Origin of the sequence: Vibrio pomeroyi (assembly GCF_024347595.1) — a bacterium.
Taxonomy (GTDB): Bacteria; Pseudomonadota; Gammaproteobacteria; order Enterobacterales; family Vibrionaceae; genus Vibrio; species Vibrio pomeroyi.
The window spans coordinates 592,420-613,054 of record NZ_AP025507.1; the positions used below are offsets into that span (position 1 = coordinate 592,420).

Genomic DNA, 20,635 nt, shown 5'->3' on the forward strand with positions numbered 1-20,635 from the left:
TCGCGATTATTGCGGTTGGCTATTTTTTTGCCTGTCGTTTGGCCATCTCTAATTTCTATCGCTTATTCCCCATTCTCCAAGCGAAAAAAAAAGCCAGCCACCATCGGTGACTAGCTTCTGTTTTTCTCGAATCAATTTCGAATCGTGAACCTGTTTTAGTACCCCATTAACTGAAGTAAGTTCTCTGCTGTGCTTATCGCTTCTTTACGGTTAGCAATGTTGAGCTTTTGGTACAGGTTACGAATGTGAGTCTTGATTGTGGTACCTGCTACATCAAGTTCTTGAGCGATTTGCTCGTTACTGAATCCAGAATAGATCAGACCAAGTACTTGCCATTCACGCTGGGTGAGTGGGCTCGTGCGTACAAGCTCAGGAATGTTCGGGTGATTAACCAGATTCTCTACAAAGTCTTCGTCGAAGTGTACCGAGCGACTGCGTTGAGTCGTCGAGATATCTTTCATGATTTGTTGCGCGCGGTGACGTTCTAAGTCACCTAATCCAGGCTTGTTGCTCAACTTATCCAAGATATGCCCGATAGTACCGCCATCGACCAAGAAGTTACCGACCATACCGGTTTGGTTGGTCATGTGTAGGGCTTCTTCTAGCAATACGCGCGCACTGTCTTCATCGTTGATCTGGGTGCGTAATACCGCTTCAACGATTAAGTTTCTGTTGGTATCGGTAATCAGATGCGAACGCTGAGCTTCACTCTTTAAGAACGCCAATGCTTCTTCTGCTTCTTCATACTGTTCAAGAATGATGTGAGCACGCACGATGTTACGCCATTGAAGCTGACAGAAGTGGTTGCTTGCTGATTCAGGGCGAACAGCAACGCTCAACCAGTCACGGATTGCGTCTTTATCGCCTTTCACTTGCCAGAACAAGATCAGAGATAGGGAAGCATTCGCTGTCCAATCCACATGGTAAGTTGATTGGCGCAACAAGTGCTGAATCTGGTCGATAAACTTCGACGCTTTATCAATTTCGCCACGGCTCAGTGAAATACGAGCCAGCATCGAGTAGCTGTGTAGGTGCTTACTTGGTGAATGGTGACCAAGAATATCTAAGCCCTTGTAACAACACTCTTCTGCTTCATCTAATCGGTTCCAACACCAGAAAATCTGAGCTCGAACGCGCAACAAGAATTCATGCAGAGGCACATATTGCAGTTGGTGCTCTTCAATCAATTTGAAGGCGCTGTCTTGCAATTCAAATGCGGCTTGAACGTAGCCTTGAGCTATCAAGATTTCACTCTGCTGAAGAATCGCCCAAAGTGCCTGATGGTAAACCTGATATTGGCGAGCGAGCTTCTCAGTTTGCTGCATCATTGGTAGAGCACGGCTCAGATTACCCATTACGTGATTCACTTCGCCAACAACCGAGGTTGCGACAATGCGACTACGGTAAACCGTTGTATTCAGCTGGCTCAATGAAAGCTCTGCAAGCTCGAGTGCTTTCTCTGGCTCATTACTGTTGATCGCGACTTGTGCACGTAATGCGTTGTATTGGCCTTGCTGCTGAGTATCCAATTCGATGTTTCGAGCTTGATACTGAGTTTCGGCTTCTTCTAACAGAGTACCCACTTGATCATAACGGTGCTGACTTTGCGCTAGCCATGCACGCAGCATTGATAGCTTAGGTTCGCTGTACAGTTGGTCAGTAGTCAGCTGCTTGATCGCCATCTCTAGTGATGACAACTCACCTTGGTTGAACATCTGCCAACCGTGTTCACTGAGGATCTGAACAATCAGCTGTGGGTCGTCTGCGCGCTGTGCGTGTCGCAAAGCTTGGTGAGGTGTTTTCTGTTTGATCCAAGCCTTAGCTGCACTTCGATGCAATTCCGCTTCTTGCTGCGGAATGCGAGCTTGGCGTTCGTGGGCTAGGAACTCACCAAATAGATTATGGAAGCGATACCAGTTCTTCTCGCCTTCAAGAGGGTAGATGAACAAACCAAATCGGTTAAGCGATTCAATCATACCGAGCGCGTCTTCACGCTGTGTTAGTGCGCAAACAAGTTCGTCGTTGAAGTGATCAAGCACCGAACACTGCATCAAGAACTGTCGGGTTTCTTTGTCTAGCAGGTCAAATACTTCTTCAACCAAGTAATCCCAAAGATGGGCATGGTTAAAGTGGGAGAACGACTCGGCAGATTGTGCCAGTGTGCGCTTTTGGTGCTGTGCTTGAAGGGCAATAAGCTGTAATGCAGAAGGCCAACCCTCTACATAACTACAAATACTGCCTGCAGTGGTGTCGTCAATGCCGTCGGCTACGCGTTGATTGAAGAAGCGTGTGGTTTCTTCTGTATCAAAAGCCAGAGAGTCGTTGCCAATCTCAATCATCAAATCACGAACGCGCAGGTTAGCTGTGCCAAGCGGTGGTGTGCCACGGCTAGTCACAACAAGCGTCAGGTTGTCGGGCATGTGTTTGAGGAAAAAGCGCATCGCTTCATGGATGTCGTCATTGTTCACCAAATGATAGTCATCCAACACAAGGAAACACTCGTGGTGGAATTCAGACATCTCAGCAAACACTTCACTTAATAAAGAATGCAACGATGAAAACTGTCGTTTCTCTGCCAGCTTTTGGGCATTCGGGCAGGCATTTTGCGTCGCTTTATTAAGGGATTGGAGTAGGTAGTTGATGAAGCGGAAGGCATCGTTGTCACTATCATCGATGCTGTACCAACCTACATTGGGTTTTTCTACCAGCCATTGGGCAGCCATGGTGGTTTTGCCGTATCCAGCTGGAGAGCGGAACAGTACTAGCTTATAGCAATCTGCATTCTGAAGCAGATCGAGAACCCTAGGTCGCAGAATTGCATTGTGTAAGCGGCCGGGACGAGTCAGTTTCGAAGGGATCCACATGTCGAAGTTTTACACCTATTCCGTGGCTATGTTCTGGAATATCCCAATCTATCGTTGAGTGCAGTCCAATGACATTAGCCTAATTACTTAAGTCTTTACTCATATTACGTGAAGCAAAACGATACCGACTATGATCCTCCTCAGAAACCTTGCACTCCTGCATGTTTTTGGGGTTCTACGCCCTTTATTTGTGACTTTGCTCACTTTGCGGGGTGGTTTGTGAATGTGACTTTGTCCTTTCTTACACATGTTTTTATGTAATAGATGAGAGTCCAAAAATATTTTCGTGATCTGAAACTCAGATTTGGCAATGACTTTAAATGGGTTAAATAAAAGTCACATCAATTGAAGTTAAGTTATCGAACGGGAGCTTGTGATCTTAATCACTCCAAGTTTTTATTCTGGGCTAGAACATGAGAGTCAGATCACTAACCCAATCTGGGTACGCCCCCTACGCCCTCCCATCTACTCCTAGTTAGTCGTACGGCCGGGAGGATGTTTAGTTATTGGTGACCATGCACGATATGTCACAGATGAATTAGAACTATTAAAAGCGAGATTTCTGAAATGAAACCAACTCAGCAAAAAACTTTCGATAAAGTGTCATTCCAAGAGAGTGTTAAGAAACATCTATCTGCAACCTACGCAACAACAGTAGAAACCGCTGACAGCCGTTCATGGTATTTAGCAATGGGTCGTGCTCTTGCTGAGCTAACGACATTCGATCTGTTAGAAACTGAAAACGATGAAAAAATCAAAAACGCGAAGAGTGTTAACTACCTTTCGCTAGAATTCTTGATTGGCCGTCTGACAGGTAACAACCTAATCAGCATGGGCCTGTATGAGCAAATCACTCATGCAATGGAAGAGCTAGGTCAAAACCTAACTGACCTTCTAGAAGAAGAACGCGACCCATCACTAGGTAATGGTGGTCTTGGTCGTCTAGCTGCTTGTTTCATGGATTCTTGTGCCGCTCAAGAATACCCAACAGTAGGCTACGGTCTTCACTACGAATACGGTCTATTCAAACAGTCTTTCCAAGACGGTCGCCAACAAGAAGCACCTGACGCATGGCGCGGTGTTGAAGGTTACCCGTGGGAAGTGGCTCGTCCAGAACTAGCACAACACATTGGTTTTTACGGTCATGTAGAAGTTGAATTCATTGACGGTAAAGAAGTTCGTACTTGGGTTCCAGGTATGGAAGTAAAAGCAATGCCTTGGGATCTACCAATCGTAGGTTACGAGTCAAGCACGGTTTACCCGCTGCGTCTTTGGGAATGTCAAGCAATCGCACCATTCTCACTAGCAAGCTTTAATAACGGTGATTACTTCGAAGCGCAACACTCGCTAATCGATGCAGGTAACATCACTAAGGTTCTTTACCCGAACGACAACCACGAGAAAGGTAAGACACTGCGTTTAATGCAGCAGTACTTCCACTCAGCAGCATCGGTTCGCGATATTCTACGTCGCCACGAAGCAGCAGGTTTTGCTCTAGAAGATCTGCCTAAGCAAGAAACGATTCAGCTTAACGATACGCACCCAACGATTGCGATTCCTGAGCTAATGCGCATCCTGATTGACGAGAAAGGTCTATCTTGGGATCAAGCATGGGAAATCAGTGCTCACACGTTCGCTTACACGAACCACACACTACTTCCAGAAGCGCTAGAGACTTGGTCTGAATCTTTGATCAATCGTCTTCTTCCACGTCACATGGAAATCATCTTTGAAATCAACCACCGCTTCATGCAAGAAGTTCGCAAGATGTGGCCTGGTGACGGTGAGAAGCAAGCGAAGCTTTCTATCATCCAAGAAGGTTTCCACCGCATGGTTCGCATGGCAAACCTATGTGTGATTGGTTCTTACAAAGTGAACGGTGTAGCTGCGCTTCACTCTCAATTGGTTAAGAAAGACTTGTTCCCTGAGTTCAACGAAATCTTCCCAGGTAAACTGACTAACGTAACGAACGGCATCACGCCACGTCGTTGGTTGAAGTTCTGTAACCCAGGTCTATCAACGCTAATTACTGGCAAGATCGGTACTGAGTGGCCAGCAAAACTTGAGCAGCTAGAAGGCATCGCTAAGTTTGCAACAGACGCGAAATTCCAAAAAGAATTCATGGCTGTTAAGAAAGAAAACAAACAGCGCCTTGCTGATTGGGTTCAAGAGAACATGGGTATCGAGCTAGATACTAACGCTATCTTCGACGTTCAAATCAAGCGTCTACACGAATACAAGCGTCAGCACCTAGACTTGCTACACATTCTATCTCTGTACCACCGTATTCTTAACGAACCTGGTTTCGAGTGTGAGCCACGCGTATGTTTCTTCGCAGCGAAAGCAGCACCGGGTTACCACCTAGCGAAAGAAATCATCTTCGCAGTTAACAAGATTGCAGAGAAGATCAACAACGATCCTCGCATTGGCAACAAGCTTAAAGTGGTATTCATCCCTGACTACCGTGTAAGCATGGCTGAAATCATCATCCCTGCAGCAGACGTTTCTCAGCAAATCTCACTGGCTGGTAAAGAAGCATCAGGTACGGGCAACATGAAGATGGCTCTAAACGGCGCTCTAACTATCGGTACGATGGATGGCGCGAACGTTGAGATTCGTGAAGAAGTTGGCGATGAGAACATCTACATCTTCGGTCTAGACGTTGATGGTGTTCAAGCACTGAAAGCTCAGGGCTACAACCCATACGACTACTACAATGCAGACCCACTACTGAAAGCATCACTAGACCTATTGACTGGCGATGAGTTCACTCCTGGTCAACCAGGTCTTCTACGTGCAACGTTTGATAGCCTGCTAGACGGTGGTGACCCATACCTATGTCTTGCTGACTTCGCATCTTACGTGAAAGCGCATGAAGACATGGGAACGCAATACAAAGACCAAGCAGGTTGGGCTAAGAAAGCGATTCTTAACACAGCATTGGTTGGTAAGTTCACATCAGACCGCTCTATCCGCGATTACGTGAACAACATCTGGAAACTAGAAGCGGTTAACCGTTAATAGTTCCCAAGTAGCCAAGGCAGCCTCTGCCTTGGCTCAATTAGCTTGTGAGCAAACAGACGGCTTATCCGATAGCAATGCTTACAAACTGATTGTCACAAGCTAATTGATTAGTAAAAAATTAAATAAACAACCCTACAAAAATTGAAAGCGTCAGAACGTTTTCGGAGAGAGCGATGAAAGAACAGACCGTATTAAAACAAGTCGCAGAAATGGCAAACATTGCCGACAGTTACGTTAGTGCGTGGGGCGATGAAGCACAGGTATCAGACGAAACTATTACGTCTCTATTGGCTTCATTGGGCTACGATACAAGCAGCGATGATGCACTATTAAAGTCAGCAGAAAGAAAACACAAAAAAGATGTACTAGACCCAGTTCTTGTCTTGCGTGATGGTGAGCCAGTAGAAGTGGCGCTGAATTTAGGTGTTAGTGCTCGTGAAAGCGAGTTCAGCTGGCGCTTAGAAACCGAGCAAGGAGAGGTACTCGAAGGCTATCTTCAATCTCAAGTCGTTCGTGATGAGCGTGCCGAGGGTGGCCCTTTAGTGTTTGCATTGCCAAGTGATTTGGCATGGGGTTATCACAAGCTAATTGTGAGCCGTAAGCGCCGTAAGAAGCCTTACGAGATGACACTGATCATTACGCCAAAAGCGTGTTTCAAGCAGTCTCCAATTGAGCAAGGCAAAAAGCTTTGGGGACCAAGTGTTCAGCTTTACACACTAAGAACTCAACACAACTGGGGTATTGGTGACTTCGGTGACCTAAAACAGTTGGTTGCTGATATCGCGTCTCGCGGCGGTGACTTCGTTGGTCTAAACCCGATCCACTCATTGTTCCCTGCGAACCCGGAAGGTGCGAGCCCATACAGCCCGTCTTCACGTCGTTGGTTGAACATCTTATACATTGATGTGAGCTCAGTTCCTGAATTTGCATTAAGTGCAGAAGCACAACAAACCGTAGGCAGCGCAGAGTTCCAACAGCGCCTACAGAAAGCTCGTGATGCACACTGGGTGAATTACACGGAAGTGTCTGAGCTGAAGATGAGCATCTTGCCTTTGCTATTCGCAGAGTTTAAGACTCGTCACCTAGACAAGAACAGCGATCGTGCACAAGCCTTCCTAGCGTTTGTGGAAGAGGGCGGCGACAGCCTGATGCACCAAGCGGCATTCGATGCACTGCACGGTGAATTGCATGCTGAAGATTCTGGCATGTGGGGTTGGCCGGTATTCCCTGAGAAATACCGTACATTCGACAGCCCAGCAACACAGAAATACATCAAAGAGAACCTAGAGCAAGTGCATCTTTACATGTACCTGCAATGGTTAGCAGATTGCCAAATCAACGATGCTCAATCGCTTGCTGAAGAGAAAGGCATGGCGGTTGGTCTGTACCGAGATCTAGCGGTAGGCGTTGCAGATTCAGGCAGCGAGACTTGGGCTGACGAAGGCAACCTAGTAATGGATGCGAGCATCGGTGCTCCACCAGATATCCTTGGTCCTCTAGGCCAAAACTGGGGCTTACCACCGCTGAACCCAGAAGTGCTTCTAGAAACAAGCTACGATGCTTACATCAAGTTGCTTCGTGCGAATATGAAACACTGTGGTGCACTGCGTATTGACCACGTGTTAGGTCTACTGCGTTTATGGTGGATTCCAAAAGGCGAAAACGCAACGAAGGGCGCGTACATCTACTACCCAGTCCAAGATATGCTGTCGATTCTTGCGCTTGAATCTCACCGTTACCAATGTAGCGTTATCGGTGAAGATTTAGGTACGGTGCCAGATGAGATCGTAGACATCCTAGCGGATGCTGGCGTGCACTCTTACAAAGTGTTCTTCTTCGAAACATCAGAAGAAGATGGTGGCTTCATCTCTCCGAAACACTACGCATCGCAATCAATGGCAGCACTGTGTACGCACGATATGCCAACATTACGTGGCTTCTGGCACTGCGATGACTTGAAGATGGGGCAAGAGATTGGTTTATACCCAGACGCAGCACAGCTAGAAACTCTGTTCGATGACCGTCTTGAGTGTAAGCAAGGTATCTTAGACTCAGTAGCATGGCACGGTTTCCTACCTGAAGGTGTTGGCCGCGATGCAAGCCAAGTACCGATGGATTCTTACCTTGCAGAAGCACTTCAACTGCACGTTGCGGCTGGTGGTTCAACACTGCTAAGTGTCCAATTGGAAGACTGGCTAGAGATGGATAAGCCAGTAAACATTCCTGGTACCGTCGATGAGTACCCTAACTGGCGTCGTAAACTATCAATGAACTTGGACGAAATCTTTGCCCACGAAGGCGTTAATCGCATCGCTTCTAAGCTGACAGACGTTCGAGAAAAAGCAGGTAAGTAATGACATTGAGTGACTTGAATATAGGTGGTTTTTTGCTTACGGCGTACGAAACTACAACCTCGGTCACTCAATAATGAATGCTCATCTGGTAGAATAAACCGTCGTTATATTGCCCGCACTAATAGCGGGCATTTTTGTATTATATTTTTTGGATGTTTGGTTAGGGAGAAACGTTTTGGAACTAAGTTCGATTTCAAAGCAAAAACAAATATATACCCAACTATCACAGGCTTGCTTCACAGACCCATTTGCGTTTTTAGGTCCATACCTACCTTCTGATCAAGGTGCATTACGTGTATGGATTCCTGGAGCAGATAAAGTCGAGTTGATTGTTGGAAAGGAACCTCGTATTGAGTTAACGCGAGAGGGTGAAAGTGGTTTCATTCTTAAGCAAGAAAGAGACTTACGTTTTACTCACTATAAGCTTGCAGTTGATTGGGCTGGAGTAGAGCAGATCATTGATGATCCATACCAGTACCATGATCTGTACGCGAGTTATGAAGACCTTCACACACCGAAAGATATGTACCATCACATGGGGGCTCAGTTTATTACACTAGAGCGTGATGGACAGACGATTTCAGGTACTCGTTTCTTGGTGTATGCACCGCATGCAACAGCGGCAAGTTTGGTGGGTAACTTCAACTCTTGGGATGGTCGCCGCCACCCAATGCAACGTCTAGATTACGGTATGTGGGGCCTATTCATTCCTGAATTGGAAGAGGGCGCTCAATACAAGTTTGAGTTAAAAGGACCAGATGGCGAAGGCTTACCACATAAAGCTGACCCATGGGGTTTCTACTCCGAGCAATACCCATCATTTTCTTCTGTGACTTACGATCACGCTCGTTACGAGTGGCAAGATGCTAAGTGGCAGAATCGTCCAGTGACGCAAAAGCGCAAAGAAGCGCTTTCGTTCTATGAATTGCATGCCGGTTCTTGGAAGCGTAATGCTGAAGGCGAATTCCTAAATTACCGTGAGCTAGCGGCAGAGCTGATTCCATACCTAACGGATCTTGGCTATACGCACGTTGAATTGATGCCTGTTTCAGAGCACCCATTCTACGGCTCTTGGGGTTACCAACCTGTTGGTCTTTTCGCACCGACCAGCCGTTTCGGTTCACCGGATGACTTCAAATACTTCGTCGACCAATGTCACCAAGCGGGCCTTGGCGTTGTGCTTGACTGGGTTCCAGCTCACTTCCCAAGTGACGATCACGGTTTAGCTAATTTCGACGGTACGCCGTTGTTCCACGATCCAGACCCACGTCGTGGTTGGCACCAAGACTGGAACTCGTACATTTATGACTTAGGTCGTGAACATGTGCGTCGTTTCTTAGTGGCAAATGCGCTGTATTGGTTCGAACAATTCCATATTGATGGTATCCGTGTTGATGCGGTAGCTTCGATGTTGTACTTGGATTACTCACGTAGCCATGATCAGTGGATTCCAAACGTAGATGGTGGCAACGAAAACTACGACGCTATCGCTACCCTTAAGTGGATGAACGAAGAAGTGTACAAGCACTTCCCGAATGCGATGACCATTGCGGAAGAATCGACGGCGTTCCCTGGTGTTTCAGCACCGACCTTTATGGGCGGCTTAGGCTTCGGCTTTAAGTGGAACATGGGTTGGATGCACGATAGCTTGTCTTACATCCAAGAAGATCCAATCAACCGTAAATATCACCACGATACGATTACCTTCCCGCTGGTTTATGCACACAGTGAGAACTACGTATTGTCTCTGTCTCACGATGAGGTGGTTTACGGTAAAGGTTCTATCCATAACAAGATGCCAGGTGATGAGTGGCAGCAAACGGCTAACCTACGTGCTTACATGGGTTACATGTATGCACAACCGGGTAAGAAGTTGAACTTCATGGGGGCTGAATTTGGTCAAACGGCTGAATGGAACCATGACGACCAACTGCAATGGTTCTTGTTAGATTATGAGCGTCATCAAGGTGTTCAGCGCTTAACCAAAGACCTGAATAATCTGTACCGTTCTGAAGCTGCCATGCACGATCTTGATTTTGACCCGAAAGGCTTTGAATGGCGTCTTCAAGATTCAGCAGAAGCGAGCATTCTAGCGCACGAACGTATCAGTGAATCTGGTGAGCGCATATTGGTGGTATCTAACTTTACGCCTGTACCTCACGAGCATTTCCGCTTAGGTGTGCCAGTACAAGGTAAGTACTCACTATTGTTGAATACTGACTCGACTGACTACGCCGGTAGTGGTTTTGAAGTGAAGCAGACTGCGGAGATCGAATCAGTAGAAAGCGAAGGTCTGGATACATCGATTGAGTTGCGTTTACCGCCGCTATCAACAGTCTTCTATAAACTGAATTCGTAATATAATTCATGTAGTAGAAAGTAAAAAAAGGGAGCCTTCTGGCTCCCTTTTTGTATTGAATATAAATGTTCGTTTAGCTTAATGCTGCTTGAAGTTCGTTAGATAGAACATTGAGCGTCCTACGACAGTTTCAAGAATACGAACCGAGTCGGTACCAAAGCTCTCAAACATCTTCTCACGAAATTCACCATTTGAACTGAGGTCGAACTCTTCAGGGCATTTAACCTGAGATGCATGGAAAAACATGAGTTTAATCACGTAACGGAACTGTTCATCATCTAAAGCATCTTGCCAAGATTGAACAAATGCCGCTTCTGACGAGAACTCTAAGCTTTGGATAACAATCGATAACATGTGCTTGTGAAGCACTGAGCGGATAGCGCGTGTCGATGAATAATAGCCCTGAAGCGTCGTTAAACTAATGCCAATTTCTTGAGCAATCCTTGCATAAGTTAGTGCTTCATGTCCTTCAGCCAGAAAAAGGTTTAGTACGATTTCATCGTAGTGTTTTTGGTTTTCTAGTTTCTGTACTTGAGTAATTCGAGCCATTACAAATCTCTATTGAGTGTAACATTCTGTAAACACGTATATTAAGAGTTTCTGATAGAAATCTCAAACCCTATAGGTAAAAAAAACGTCAGTTTATCGTCAAAAGCCGATAAACATAGATCGTTCGCTTGAATTTCAAGCAGCTCTGAGTCCATATAAAAACACCGCTCTATTGAGCGGTATGTTATTTTAAGCTGTTGTTTATATATGGTAAATAAAAACTAGAATGGATACCAAAATAATTCAGGCTCAACAATACGTTTTACAATGGCCAATATCACTATCAAAGCGATGACCGTTAAGCACATAAAGTCGATACGTTTGAGAGGTGCATAGCTGTACCAAGTGCGAGATTTATGTCGTCCGAAACCGCGCAATGTCATCGCATTTGAGATCTCATCTGCTCGATCCAAGCTTGAAAAAATCAATGGCCCCAACACTTTTGCAACATTTTTGATGCGGGTAATGAGTGGTGCCTTCTTGGAAAGTTCTACACCACGAGCCTGTTGGGCGTGCATGATATTGACGAAATCTTTCTTAACTTCTGGCAAGTAACGTAGCGTTAAGCTTACCGCATAAGCTATTTTGTAAGGAACTCCGATACGGTTGAGGCTTGCTGCGAACTCAGTTGGGTGCGTTGTGAAGACAAAGATCAGCGCGATCGGGAACATGCTCATGTATTTGAGCGTCACGGTCACCAAGTAAAACAGTGTCTCTTGGCTCAATGAGTAATTACCAGGAAGCGTCAATAATAGCGTTTCACTGCCAATGAGTTCGGGACCTTGTTGTGGAGCCAGTAAATACATAAATAAGGCATTTAGGCTCAGAACACTTGCAGTACCAATCAACAGCGGCTTGTAAACTCGCACAGGAACTTGAGTCAGCTTTAATAGATATAAGCCAGTCAGGATCAAAACAACGATGAGTCTAAGATCGAACGTTGTAAGGACAACGGTTACCCAAGCTAAAAACAGCGCAAACTTGGTGATGCCATTGAGAGCGTGCAGCGGCGATTTGGTATCGATGTAATTGATGCCGAATTTTACTTTTGATGCATTCATTGAGCGCTTCTCTCGTAGTCGATGAAGTACTGCATAAATGCATTGGTGTCGTCGATTTTCATCATGGTCGCGAGTTCATAAATACTGGTGGTACAAAGATTTGCACGTTCTAATAGCGATGGTTGACTGAATACTTCCGTCATCGCGGCATTGGCAATCAGCTTGCTGTCTGCAATTACGATTGAACGTGTGGTGTACTCGAGAACGAGGTGCATGTCGTGTGAGATAATCACAACGGTGATGCCTAGGTCGCGGTTGAGTTTTTGAATGAACGCCAGCATCGATGTGTAGTTACGGTAGTCTTGACCTGCCGTTGGCTCATCTAAGATCAGAAGTTCTGGCTCTAAAACCAAGATAGACGCTATTGTTACGCGCTTTTTCTGACCGTAGCTCAGTGCTTCGATTGGCCAGTGGCGGAACTTACTCAAGCCACAAAGCTCAAGAACGTATTCTACTTTGTCTTTGATTTCGTCTTCTGTAACGCCACGGTTACGAAGGCCAAATGCAACCTCATCAAAAATCATATGATGCGAGATCATATGGTTCGGGTTCTGCATTACCACACCGACTTTCTGACTTCTTTCGAAGATAGAAAGCTCAGACAAGTCTTCGCCGTTCAGGTACGAAGAGCCAGAATCCGCGTCAATCACACCCATGATGATCTTGGTGATGGTCGATTTACCTGAACCGTTCTTACCCAATATTGAAACAAACTCACCCTTGCCAATCTTAAAGCTGACATCTTCGAGTGCGTTTTTTTCACCGTCGTAAGAGTAAGTCAGGCCATGCACTTCGAGCAAAGGCTGATACTGCCTTTCAGCAACGGGAGTAGGGCGTTCAGCAAACCAAGCTTGAACCGTAGGGCGGAACCTTTTGTAGTCCAAAGCTTTGAGGTTGGACAGCTTGTCTTCGCTTGTTAAAGGCGCTTTGGCTGCTTTAAGTGCTGATAGATAAAGCGGTTCACGAATACCGTGTGTCTCAAGCAGTTCAGAAGCTAAGATTTCATCGGGTGTCATGTCTGCAACGATTTCGCCGCGTTCCATTAAGATCACACGATCAATATCGCGATGTAGAACATCCTCAAGGCGGTGTTCGATAATCACGATAGTCTTGTTGGTTTCTTTATGCAGTTGGTCGATGATCTCAATCGTTGCCTTGCCCGTCTTAGGGTCAAGGCTTGCTAAAGGCTCATCAAACAGCAAGATATCAACGTCATCAACTAAGATGCCCGCTAACGAAACTCGTTGTTTTTGACCACCTGAAAGGTCGTGTGGAGAACGATCAAGCATATCCCCCAAGTCGACCATTTTTGCTGTCGACTTAACAAGAGGATACATATCGATGTTCGACATCAACTGGTTTTCCAATGCGAAGGCGATGTCTTCGCCGATACTTAAGCCGACAAATTGGCTGTCAGTATCTTGCAATACCGTGCCGACTTGCTCGGTATAGTCGTGCATTGAAAACTCAGAGATGTTCTTGCCGTTGATCTCTAAAGAGCCGGAAACCTCACCTTTAATCGCGTGAGGGATTAGACCATTAAGACACTGACCTAGGGTAGATTTACCACTACCACTTGGTCCAATAATGACGATTTTCTCTCCTTTCTCTATCCTTAGATTGATATTTTTTAGCGTCGGTTTATCCAGCGACTCATATCTAAAAGAGAAGTTCGAAAATGCTATAGTCATTATCGCTTATGCCTCAGTCAGGTTGCGGCTTTGTTTGTTACGCTTAGCGACTGATTTTAGGATCAGGAAGCCAACAACAGCGATCAGAACGGTATTACCCGCTGCGATGATAGACAGTTGAGTGAAGACTTTAGTAAACGGTTCTGCGTATAAGATGGTATCTAGGAATGCAGAACAGCCGTAGCCGACAACATTACCTGCGAGAGCCAGTACGACAAATAGCGCAAAATCTTTCATTGGCAGTTCGCCTTGTTGAAGACGGTTTTTAGTCATCATAGGGAATAGACCAATAACCATGCCCACGATACCTGAGCCTAGTACCCAAGTTAACCATACGCCCCAACCTGCGAATAAGTCTGTTACCCAGTGGCCAATGAAGCCTACCAAGAAGCCTACAATTGGGCCGAACAAAACAGAAAACAGTGCTAGAACTGCCATTGCTGGTTTCAATGTCGTGTTCGCAAACACTGGGACACCAAACATAGGTAAACCACCAATGCCGTACAGTGCCGCGCCAATGGCGATAACGACGACTGTTTTAGCTGAAAAGTTCATAGATAACCTCGAATACTGAAAGATAAAACGTGATAAAGAACGAATATTCGCCATTATTAATATGCGTCTCAATGAGAACGTTTTTTGGGCAAATATAAAAAATAAGGCGCGCATTATACAGTAGAACACTTCCATAAGGGAAGGTAAGTGTCTAGATGTCTAAAATTCCATCTGAACACGTAAATATGATGAAAAATACGGAAATTTACGGTTAATCAAGCAACAAAAAAGCCAGAGCGGATCTGGCTTTTTCATTCATATTAACAATGCGTTAGTTCTATTTTAGGGCTAAGCATCGCTAATTTCTTGGTTTAGCTGACGGTAACTTAGTGATCTAGGTATAGATAGTTCTGCCAGCTCTTCATACGAATAAGCACTTTACGCATGATAGACACGTGAGTGAAGCTGTCAGAATAAACCGAAACCTCAACCGCAGTGCCCATAGGTAGATGGTATTCAGATAGGTCATCTGTGATGGTTAACTTAACAAACACGCGACCACTGGTACGCAGAGCATCAGTACCTAGTAAAGCACCTCGAGCTTGGAATTGGCTCTCACCAATTGCAGGCAATACTTCATCAATACGGCCTTTAAACACTTTGCCAGGCAGAGCTCTGAATAAGAACTCAGCTTCAAACCCTGGTTGCAGACGCTGCAATGAGTTCTGTCTAAAGGCTGCGGTGTAGAACTGAGCTTCGGTGTGAACAAACGTCATCACTGGCGCTAGTGGAAGTGGTACTGCCATGACTCCTGGGCGAAGAGCCAATTGCGTCACGTAACCATCCGTTGGCGCACGAACGATAGTTTGGTCTAAGTCAAATTGGGCTTTGCGTAAATCGGCAAGTAAACCTGCAACGGCTGTGTTTTCGCCACCAATTTCTGAGTTAAGTGCGATTTGAGCTTGTTGTTGATTCGCCTCAGCAACTTTCACTGCAGCTTCCGCACCTTTGTACGCTTGTCGACGAGTATCGAGTTGTTGTTCGGTGAAGGCGCCACTTTCAAAGCCACGTTTGTATCGAGAGAATTCACGCTGTGCTTTGTCTCGTTCTGCAATCGCTTTTATTTTGGCGGCTTCAGCTTCGCCAACTTGAGATTCTAGGCCTAGAGCGCCTTGGCTTGCTTCTTTAACTTGCGCTTCCAGTTTTGCAACGGCTGCTTCAAAAGGGATAGGATCGATCTTGAAAAGGATATCGCCTTTCTGAAGAGGCTTATTCGCTTCAACCGGTACTTCAATTACTTTACCGCGTACACCAGAAACAATCGGTGTCGTTGAGTAAACTTGGTTACCGATCTGTGTGAAAGGGTGGTTATAGTTCATCAAAAGGATCAATGTACCTATGATGATGACGCCGCCAAGTACCGCAGTTGGAACCGTCCATTTATTTAGCGGAATGTTGAACACCTTGAAGATGGTGATACAAAGTGCCGCATAGGTCATTATCAGCAGTAAATCCATTACTTAACCTCCTGATCTTGAGCGTTATTCTGATCTTTATTTTGCTCCGCTTTAACGGAATCGGCTTGTTTGAGTTGTGCGATTTCTTGCTGAAGGGTGCTAACTTGGTCGATTAAGGCGTCAACACGGTGGTGAATATCGTGCTGCTCTTCTTCGAGTTTTGCGAAGCCCCAGCCGCGATCTTTGCGCCATAGCGTCGCCCAAATCCAAAGGAATGGCCAGATAGTGTGTAAGGTGAATAGGCTAACCCAGCCTGAGACATGAATAGCATCTTGATGAGGGTGATTGCGTTCTTTCGCAATTTCATAGGGAATATCGTGAATAACGATGATGCCGTAAAAGATTACTAATGCTACGAAAATAAGTAGACCGAGCGCAAAGTAGTCTAAAAACATAACAGATCCTTGTAATGTTAGATATTAGTTATAAATATACTACGCTATCATCCAAGTAATTGTTATCGAAATGATTTACCGAGTTACAAATAATGTGTTTTCGCTTCTAATGTGAACGATATTATTGCTGCATCTTATAAAATCGTCATCCTGTTTGGAGAGGTTTCTTTTGTGCTCTTGTTTGGCATTCAAATAAAGCGATGACTGGAGTAATGTTAGTGGATGCACATAACCCCAAGGATAAATACAAATGTATATAGGTGAAATAGCGGCGATTGGAGCGGCTATCGTGTGGGCGTGTGCAACTTGGATTTATGGGCAGTTTGGCCATCGTTTCTCTGCAATGCAGCTCAATATTATTAAGGGTGTGGTGGCTTCAGGCATGATGTTGCTGGTGATGCCTCTTGTCCCAATGCCTGAGTTTAAACTCAGCGCCAGTCACTTTTGGATATTGGCCATTTCAGGAGTTATTGGCATTGCCATTGGAGACAGCGCTTATTTTGCAGCCTTGAAAAGAATTGGTGCGAACAAAACCTTGTTGCTTGAGTCTTTGGCTCCTCCACTCTCTGGTGTGCTCGCCTTGATGTTCCTTGGCGCAGCCTTGACCCTGCAAAGCTGGTTAGGTGTTGTCATCACGACGCTCGCCGTCACTTTTGTTGTGTTTCAACCCTCTAAACCGACCAATGGCGAATCGAGTGACAAGGCGCAGTGGGGAGGTATTGGTTATGGGCTTGTGGCGAGTGTATGTCAGGCTTCGGGCGTGGTGATTTCCCACTATGCGTTAGTCGCGGGTGATATCCCGCCATTGTTAGGCGCCTTGATTCGTCTGACGATTGGTGTTTTTGCCGTGATGCTGATTATTCCATTTATTGAGAAGAAGCCATATTCGTCAATAAAAAGAGATTTATGGGCGATGACCAAGCTCGACAAGCTCTGGCTTTTAGGGGCAATCTTTGTCGGGACGTTTCTCGCGTTATGGCTGCAGCAAGTAGCATTGAAAAATGCCAACCCAGCGATTGCTCAAACATTGATAGCGACCAGTCCGGTCTTTATTTTGGTGATTTACGCGCTTAAAGGAGAGAAGGTGTCGAAGCAAAGTATCATCGGCACACTTGCGGCGTTAGGTGGAATATCTCTGTTTTTCTATCAATAGATCAGCCTGTTATCGATAGCTTAGATTGGATCTGCGACTTTTAATGGTGAGTAAGTAAAGAGCATGCTCTGCACTTACTCTAATCTTACTTACCTACTCAGTGCAAACCTGGTTACGGCCGTTGGCTTTGGCTCGATATAGCGCTTTATCTGCTCGGTAGAAAGTACGCTGAGTATTCTCTCCCTCGCGGTGCAGAGTGATACCAATACTGACGGTCAGGCCACGCTCTCCCAGTATCTCATGCCAACCAAATTGGAAGATGCGCTCTCGATAGTTTTCTGAGTGCATCTCCGCCTTAGCAAGATTGGTATTTTCTAGGATTACTAAGAACTCTTCGCCACCAAATCGGACACACGAAGCACCTCTGAACTTAAAGTAAGAACGCAGCTCTTGAGACACGCTGACAATCGCTTTATCGCCGACTAAATGGCTCAGTTCATCGTTAATCGATTTAAAGTGGTCAATGTCGACAACCATTAATGCAAACGAGGTCTCGTGTAATAGCATGTCTTTTAGTTTCACATCTAACCAGCGACGGTTATGTAAACCAGTCAGCGGGTCGGTGAACACATCTTGTTGTAGCTGAGCCACGGCATTTTTGTGTTGCTCTGTGGTCTCTTTCAGCTCTCGGTTCTCTTGTTCAGAGAGAATGAGCTTGAGTTGCAGTTCGAATCGAGACAGGCGGCGAAGCTGACTTGCACCAAGTTCACTGATAGGGATCTGTTTCATCAGGTCCGTTTCAATTCGGTAGCCTCTCTTCTCATAGCTCAGTGCTTCTTGAAAGCGTCCTTGATTCATACACACGTCGCTTAACGAGTCATAGAAACGCTTAGCAAGTACGGGAGATGAATAAGCTTTTACACGTTTGTCAGTACTCGACAAGATCATGCTTGCGTACTCTTGCTTGCCAGTTGCGCTCAGGCAGTGGGCTAATTCGAGTCGAGTCATGGTTGCTAACCAACTTGCTTGTGTATTGTTGGCTGAATACTGAACCTTAGATAGGCAACGTAGCGCTTCGTTGTATTTCTTCTTAGCACGCAGCACCTTTGCTTGATAAAGCAAGATTTGAGCGGTAAGCAACTTGTCACTGACCAAAATACTCAGTTCTTCGCACTCATTCAGTAAATCACTGGCTGCGGTAATTCGGTTGAGCAATAACAGACTTGCCACCATATACAGCTTGAACTTGAGGCGAAGTGAGCGACTACTTATCGCATGGTCGATGCTGTTGATTTTCTGATAATAACGTAGAGCTCTACCGTGATCACCGTAGGCATCACATAGGTTGCCCATACCCAAAATCGCCATCACGTATTCATCGATGTAGCCGTGCTCTACAGCGATTGATGAAGAACTGACGAACTCATTGAGCGCTGAGGTGTAATCACCAATTTCGACTAAGCGATCACTTAGGCTGGTTTTGACTGTCAGAATGTCTTCTATATCAGCAGGTAAGTGGAGTAGGTCGAGTGCCAACCTTAGCTCTTCGATGCTGGTTTGATTCTGTTGTAACTCAGTGCGGTATTCCGAGCTGATGATGTAGCAGTGCGCTTGCTCTGTTTTGGTCGTCGATACGTGCTGACGAATGTGATCCCAGAATATGATCGCCTCTTCACCCGATACCGATGAAGGGTCCAAACCAGCGTCTGTGATCTTACTTAATAGCGTTTCCATTAATCAGTTACCTCGGCATCGTCTTCTTCTAGTTGTTCAAGAGTGAAAGGGAACGTCAAAATGTCATTGAGGCTGACAGTCGGTTTGGAACCTTTTAATCCCTTTCTATGCCATGGATAGATATCAAGCATGGTGCTCAGCGTTTGGAAGGTTTGTTCAGCGGCTTCACCTTTTTCGGATAGCATAAGCGCGACACGTTCTGAGCTCAGTCTGGAGATGAAATCGTTCTGGTTACACAAGGCATGAGCAATCTCAGTACAGACATCTAAGTAATCAGTATCGACGTGTTGGAACATGATGATGCTGTGGTTTGAACGTTTAAGTTCTGTTTTGAAAAGTACCAGTTGTTCCCACCAAAAGGTTTCGGAAACCACATAAGATAGGTGCTTTTCTGGGTCGTATTCGTGCTGGCCACGAATGCGATTAATGAGTTTTCTGGCTCTCTGTTCAAGTTGGCGCTTTGAACTGCGCGCTTTATCTAAACCGACGCGAGTGGTTTGCTCTCGAAGCATACCGATAGAATATTGACGGTACTTTTTAAAGGCGATTAACGCGGCTTTGAAATCTTGGTTCTCTTCTGCGACTAAAGATTGTTGGTAACAAATCTGACTGAGCAGTTCACCATTGTCGAATTCGTTTGCTGACTCTTCCGCGAGCCTAAGCAGTTCGGCTGCTTGTTCTGGTCTTTTTCTTAGCAGTTCTAGACGAGCTCGGCTGATGTAAGAGTGGGCCTTCATCCATATAAGGTTATGTTCGACAGCTAACTTATGTGCCTTGGCTGTGGCACGCTCTGCATCATCTAAACGCTCAAGGCCAAGTAGGGCTAGGCCTCTGAAATCCCAGACTTCTGCATGCCAGGTATTATCTTTATGTTCTTTTAATGCTTCTTCTGCGCCGTCGAGTACCGACAGCATTTCAACATAGTTGTTGAGCAGGTAGTAATCCCACGCGAGCAGTATTCTTGCTTTGCCTTCTAACCAACCGATGCGACTGTTGTTCGCGACTTTTACGGCAAGTTGGTGGGTCGAGCGGGCTAGCTTATATTCATGGGTCATTCGCCAAATGTTGCCGAGGCCAATCAGGCATTCGATCTGTATTTCAACTTCATCAACCAGTGCTGACTGCTCTAAAGCATTGATCCAGAACTGTTGTGCAGAGTAATACTTGGCTTGTCCCCAGAATTGGAGCGCGTGTAAGTGGAGGATTTCAGGGAGAAAAAGATCGGTGTCTAATCGGCTTTGTCGCTTATAGGCTTCTTTGATGTATTTTAAACCTTTCTGGTAATCCATCAGGTTCCAACAACATCTTGCCATTAACATCAGCGACTGGATCGCGCCCTCTTCAAACAGAACTTGCTCAGATCTGACGAGGCATTGTTGCGCGATCTCAAGGATCACCAATGGTTCAGAGTCGACGCGAGTTTTGAGTTGTTCTAGTTCTGTTTCAAGAAGGTACTGATTTTTGTCCAAGGCTTAGATCCATAATTACCGAACATATTG

At 45.6% G+C, this 20,635-nt stretch carries 13 protein-coding genes; 4 read left to right on the top strand and 9 right to left on the bottom strand.

The genetic code is table 11. The annotated features are described in order from the left end of the window. Nucleotides 1–155 precede the first annotated feature (155 nt). Nucleotides 156–2,864: an HTH-type transcriptional regulator MalT gene (gene malT / locus OCV12_RS18825; RefSeq protein ID WP_048661010.1), complete on the bottom strand. Its 2,709-nt coding sequence runs from the start codon at nt 2,862–2,864 to the stop codon at nt 156–158. Between the two features lie 567 nt (nt 2,865–3,431). Between malT and OCV12_RS18830 the strand changes: the two genes are divergently transcribed. The 3 genes from OCV12_RS18830 to glgB all read left to right on the top strand — a co-directional run bounded on the left by OCV12_RS18830 (nt 3,432) and on the right by glgB (nt 10,601). After that, nucleotides 3,432–5,885 (top strand): glycogen/starch/alpha-glucan phosphorylase, encoded by a 2,454-nt coding sequence (locus OCV12_RS18830; RefSeq protein WP_146491011.1) that lies wholly within the window; start codon nt 3,432–3,434, stop codon nt 5,883–5,885. Nucleotides 5,886–6,061: 176 nt separating this feature from the next. Next, nucleotides 6,062–8,242 (top strand): 4-alpha-glucanotransferase, encoded by a 2,181-nt coding sequence (gene malQ / locus OCV12_RS18835; protein WP_176679258.1) that lies wholly within the window; start codon nt 6,062–6,064, stop codon nt 8,240–8,242. Between the two features lie 175 nt (nt 8,243–8,417). Beyond that, nucleotides 8,418–10,601: a 1,4-alpha-glucan branching protein GlgB gene (glgB, locus tag OCV12_RS18840; RefSeq protein WP_261886888.1), complete on the top strand. Its 2,184-nt coding sequence runs from the start codon at nt 8,418–8,420 to the stop codon at nt 10,599–10,601. A gap of 78 nt (nt 10,602–10,679) precedes the next feature. Here glgB and OCV12_RS18845 read toward each other — a convergent pair whose 3' ends face one another. From OCV12_RS18845 to OCV12_RS18870, 6 genes are all read right to left on the bottom strand, one after another. Then, the gene (locus tag OCV12_RS18845; protein ID WP_261886889.1) at nt 10,680–11,150 is read right to left on the bottom strand and encodes a TetR/AcrR family transcriptional regulator; all 471 of its coding nucleotides are present in this window, start codon (nt 11,148–11,150) and stop codon (nt 10,680–10,682) included. Nucleotides 11,151–11,371: 221 nt separating this feature from the next. Beyond that, a complete protein-coding gene (locus tag OCV12_RS18850; RefSeq protein WP_261886890.1) occupies nt 11,372–12,211 on the bottom strand; it encodes an energy-coupling factor transporter transmembrane component T family protein in 840 nt (279 codons plus the stop codon). Beyond that, entirely contained in the window at nt 12,208–13,902 is a 1,695-nt protein-coding gene (locus OCV12_RS18855; protein WP_261886891.1) for an ABC transporter ATP-binding protein, read from the bottom strand. Before OCV12_RS18855 ends, OCV12_RS18850 begins: the two co-directional genes overlap by 4 nt. Before the next feature lie 6 nt (nt 13,903–13,908). After that, entirely contained in the window at nt 13,909–14,457 is a 549-nt protein-coding gene (locus tag OCV12_RS18860) for an ECF-type riboflavin transporter substrate-binding protein (RefSeq protein ID WP_048662433.1), read from the bottom strand. A gap of 326 nt (nt 14,458–14,783) precedes the next feature. Next, on the bottom strand, nt 14,784–15,914 hold the full coding sequence (locus tag OCV12_RS18865; RefSeq protein ID WP_176679263.1) for an HlyD family secretion protein: 1,131 nt from the start codon (nt 15,912–15,914) through the stop codon (nt 14,784–14,786). Further along, nucleotides 15,914–16,309, bottom strand: a complete 396-nt coding sequence (locus tag OCV12_RS18870; protein ID WP_261886892.1) for a DUF3302 domain-containing protein — start codon at nt 16,307–16,309, stop codon at nt 15,914–15,916. The genes OCV12_RS18865 and OCV12_RS18870 overlap by 1 nt, the downstream gene beginning before the upstream one ends. Before the next feature lie 250 nt (nt 16,310–16,559). On the opposite strand from OCV12_RS18870, the gene OCV12_RS18875 reads away from it, so the two are divergent. Continuing rightward, a complete protein-coding gene (locus OCV12_RS18875; protein WP_261886893.1) occupies nt 16,560–17,462 on the top strand; it encodes a DMT family transporter in 903 nt (300 codons plus the stop codon). Nucleotides 17,463–17,555: 93 nt separating this feature from the next. On the opposite strand, the gene OCV12_RS18880 is transcribed toward OCV12_RS18875, so the two are convergent. Next, on the bottom strand, nt 17,556–19,136 hold the full coding sequence (locus OCV12_RS18880) for a GGDEF domain-containing protein (protein ID WP_176679265.1): 1,581 nt from the start codon (nt 19,134–19,136) through the stop codon (nt 17,556–17,558). After that, nucleotides 19,136–20,605 (bottom strand): hypothetical protein, encoded by a 1,470-nt coding sequence (locus tag OCV12_RS18885; RefSeq protein WP_176679266.1) that lies wholly within the window; start codon nt 20,603–20,605, stop codon nt 19,136–19,138. Before OCV12_RS18885 ends, OCV12_RS18880 begins: the two co-directional genes overlap by 1 nt. Nucleotides 20,606–20,635: the final 30 nt, after the last annotated feature.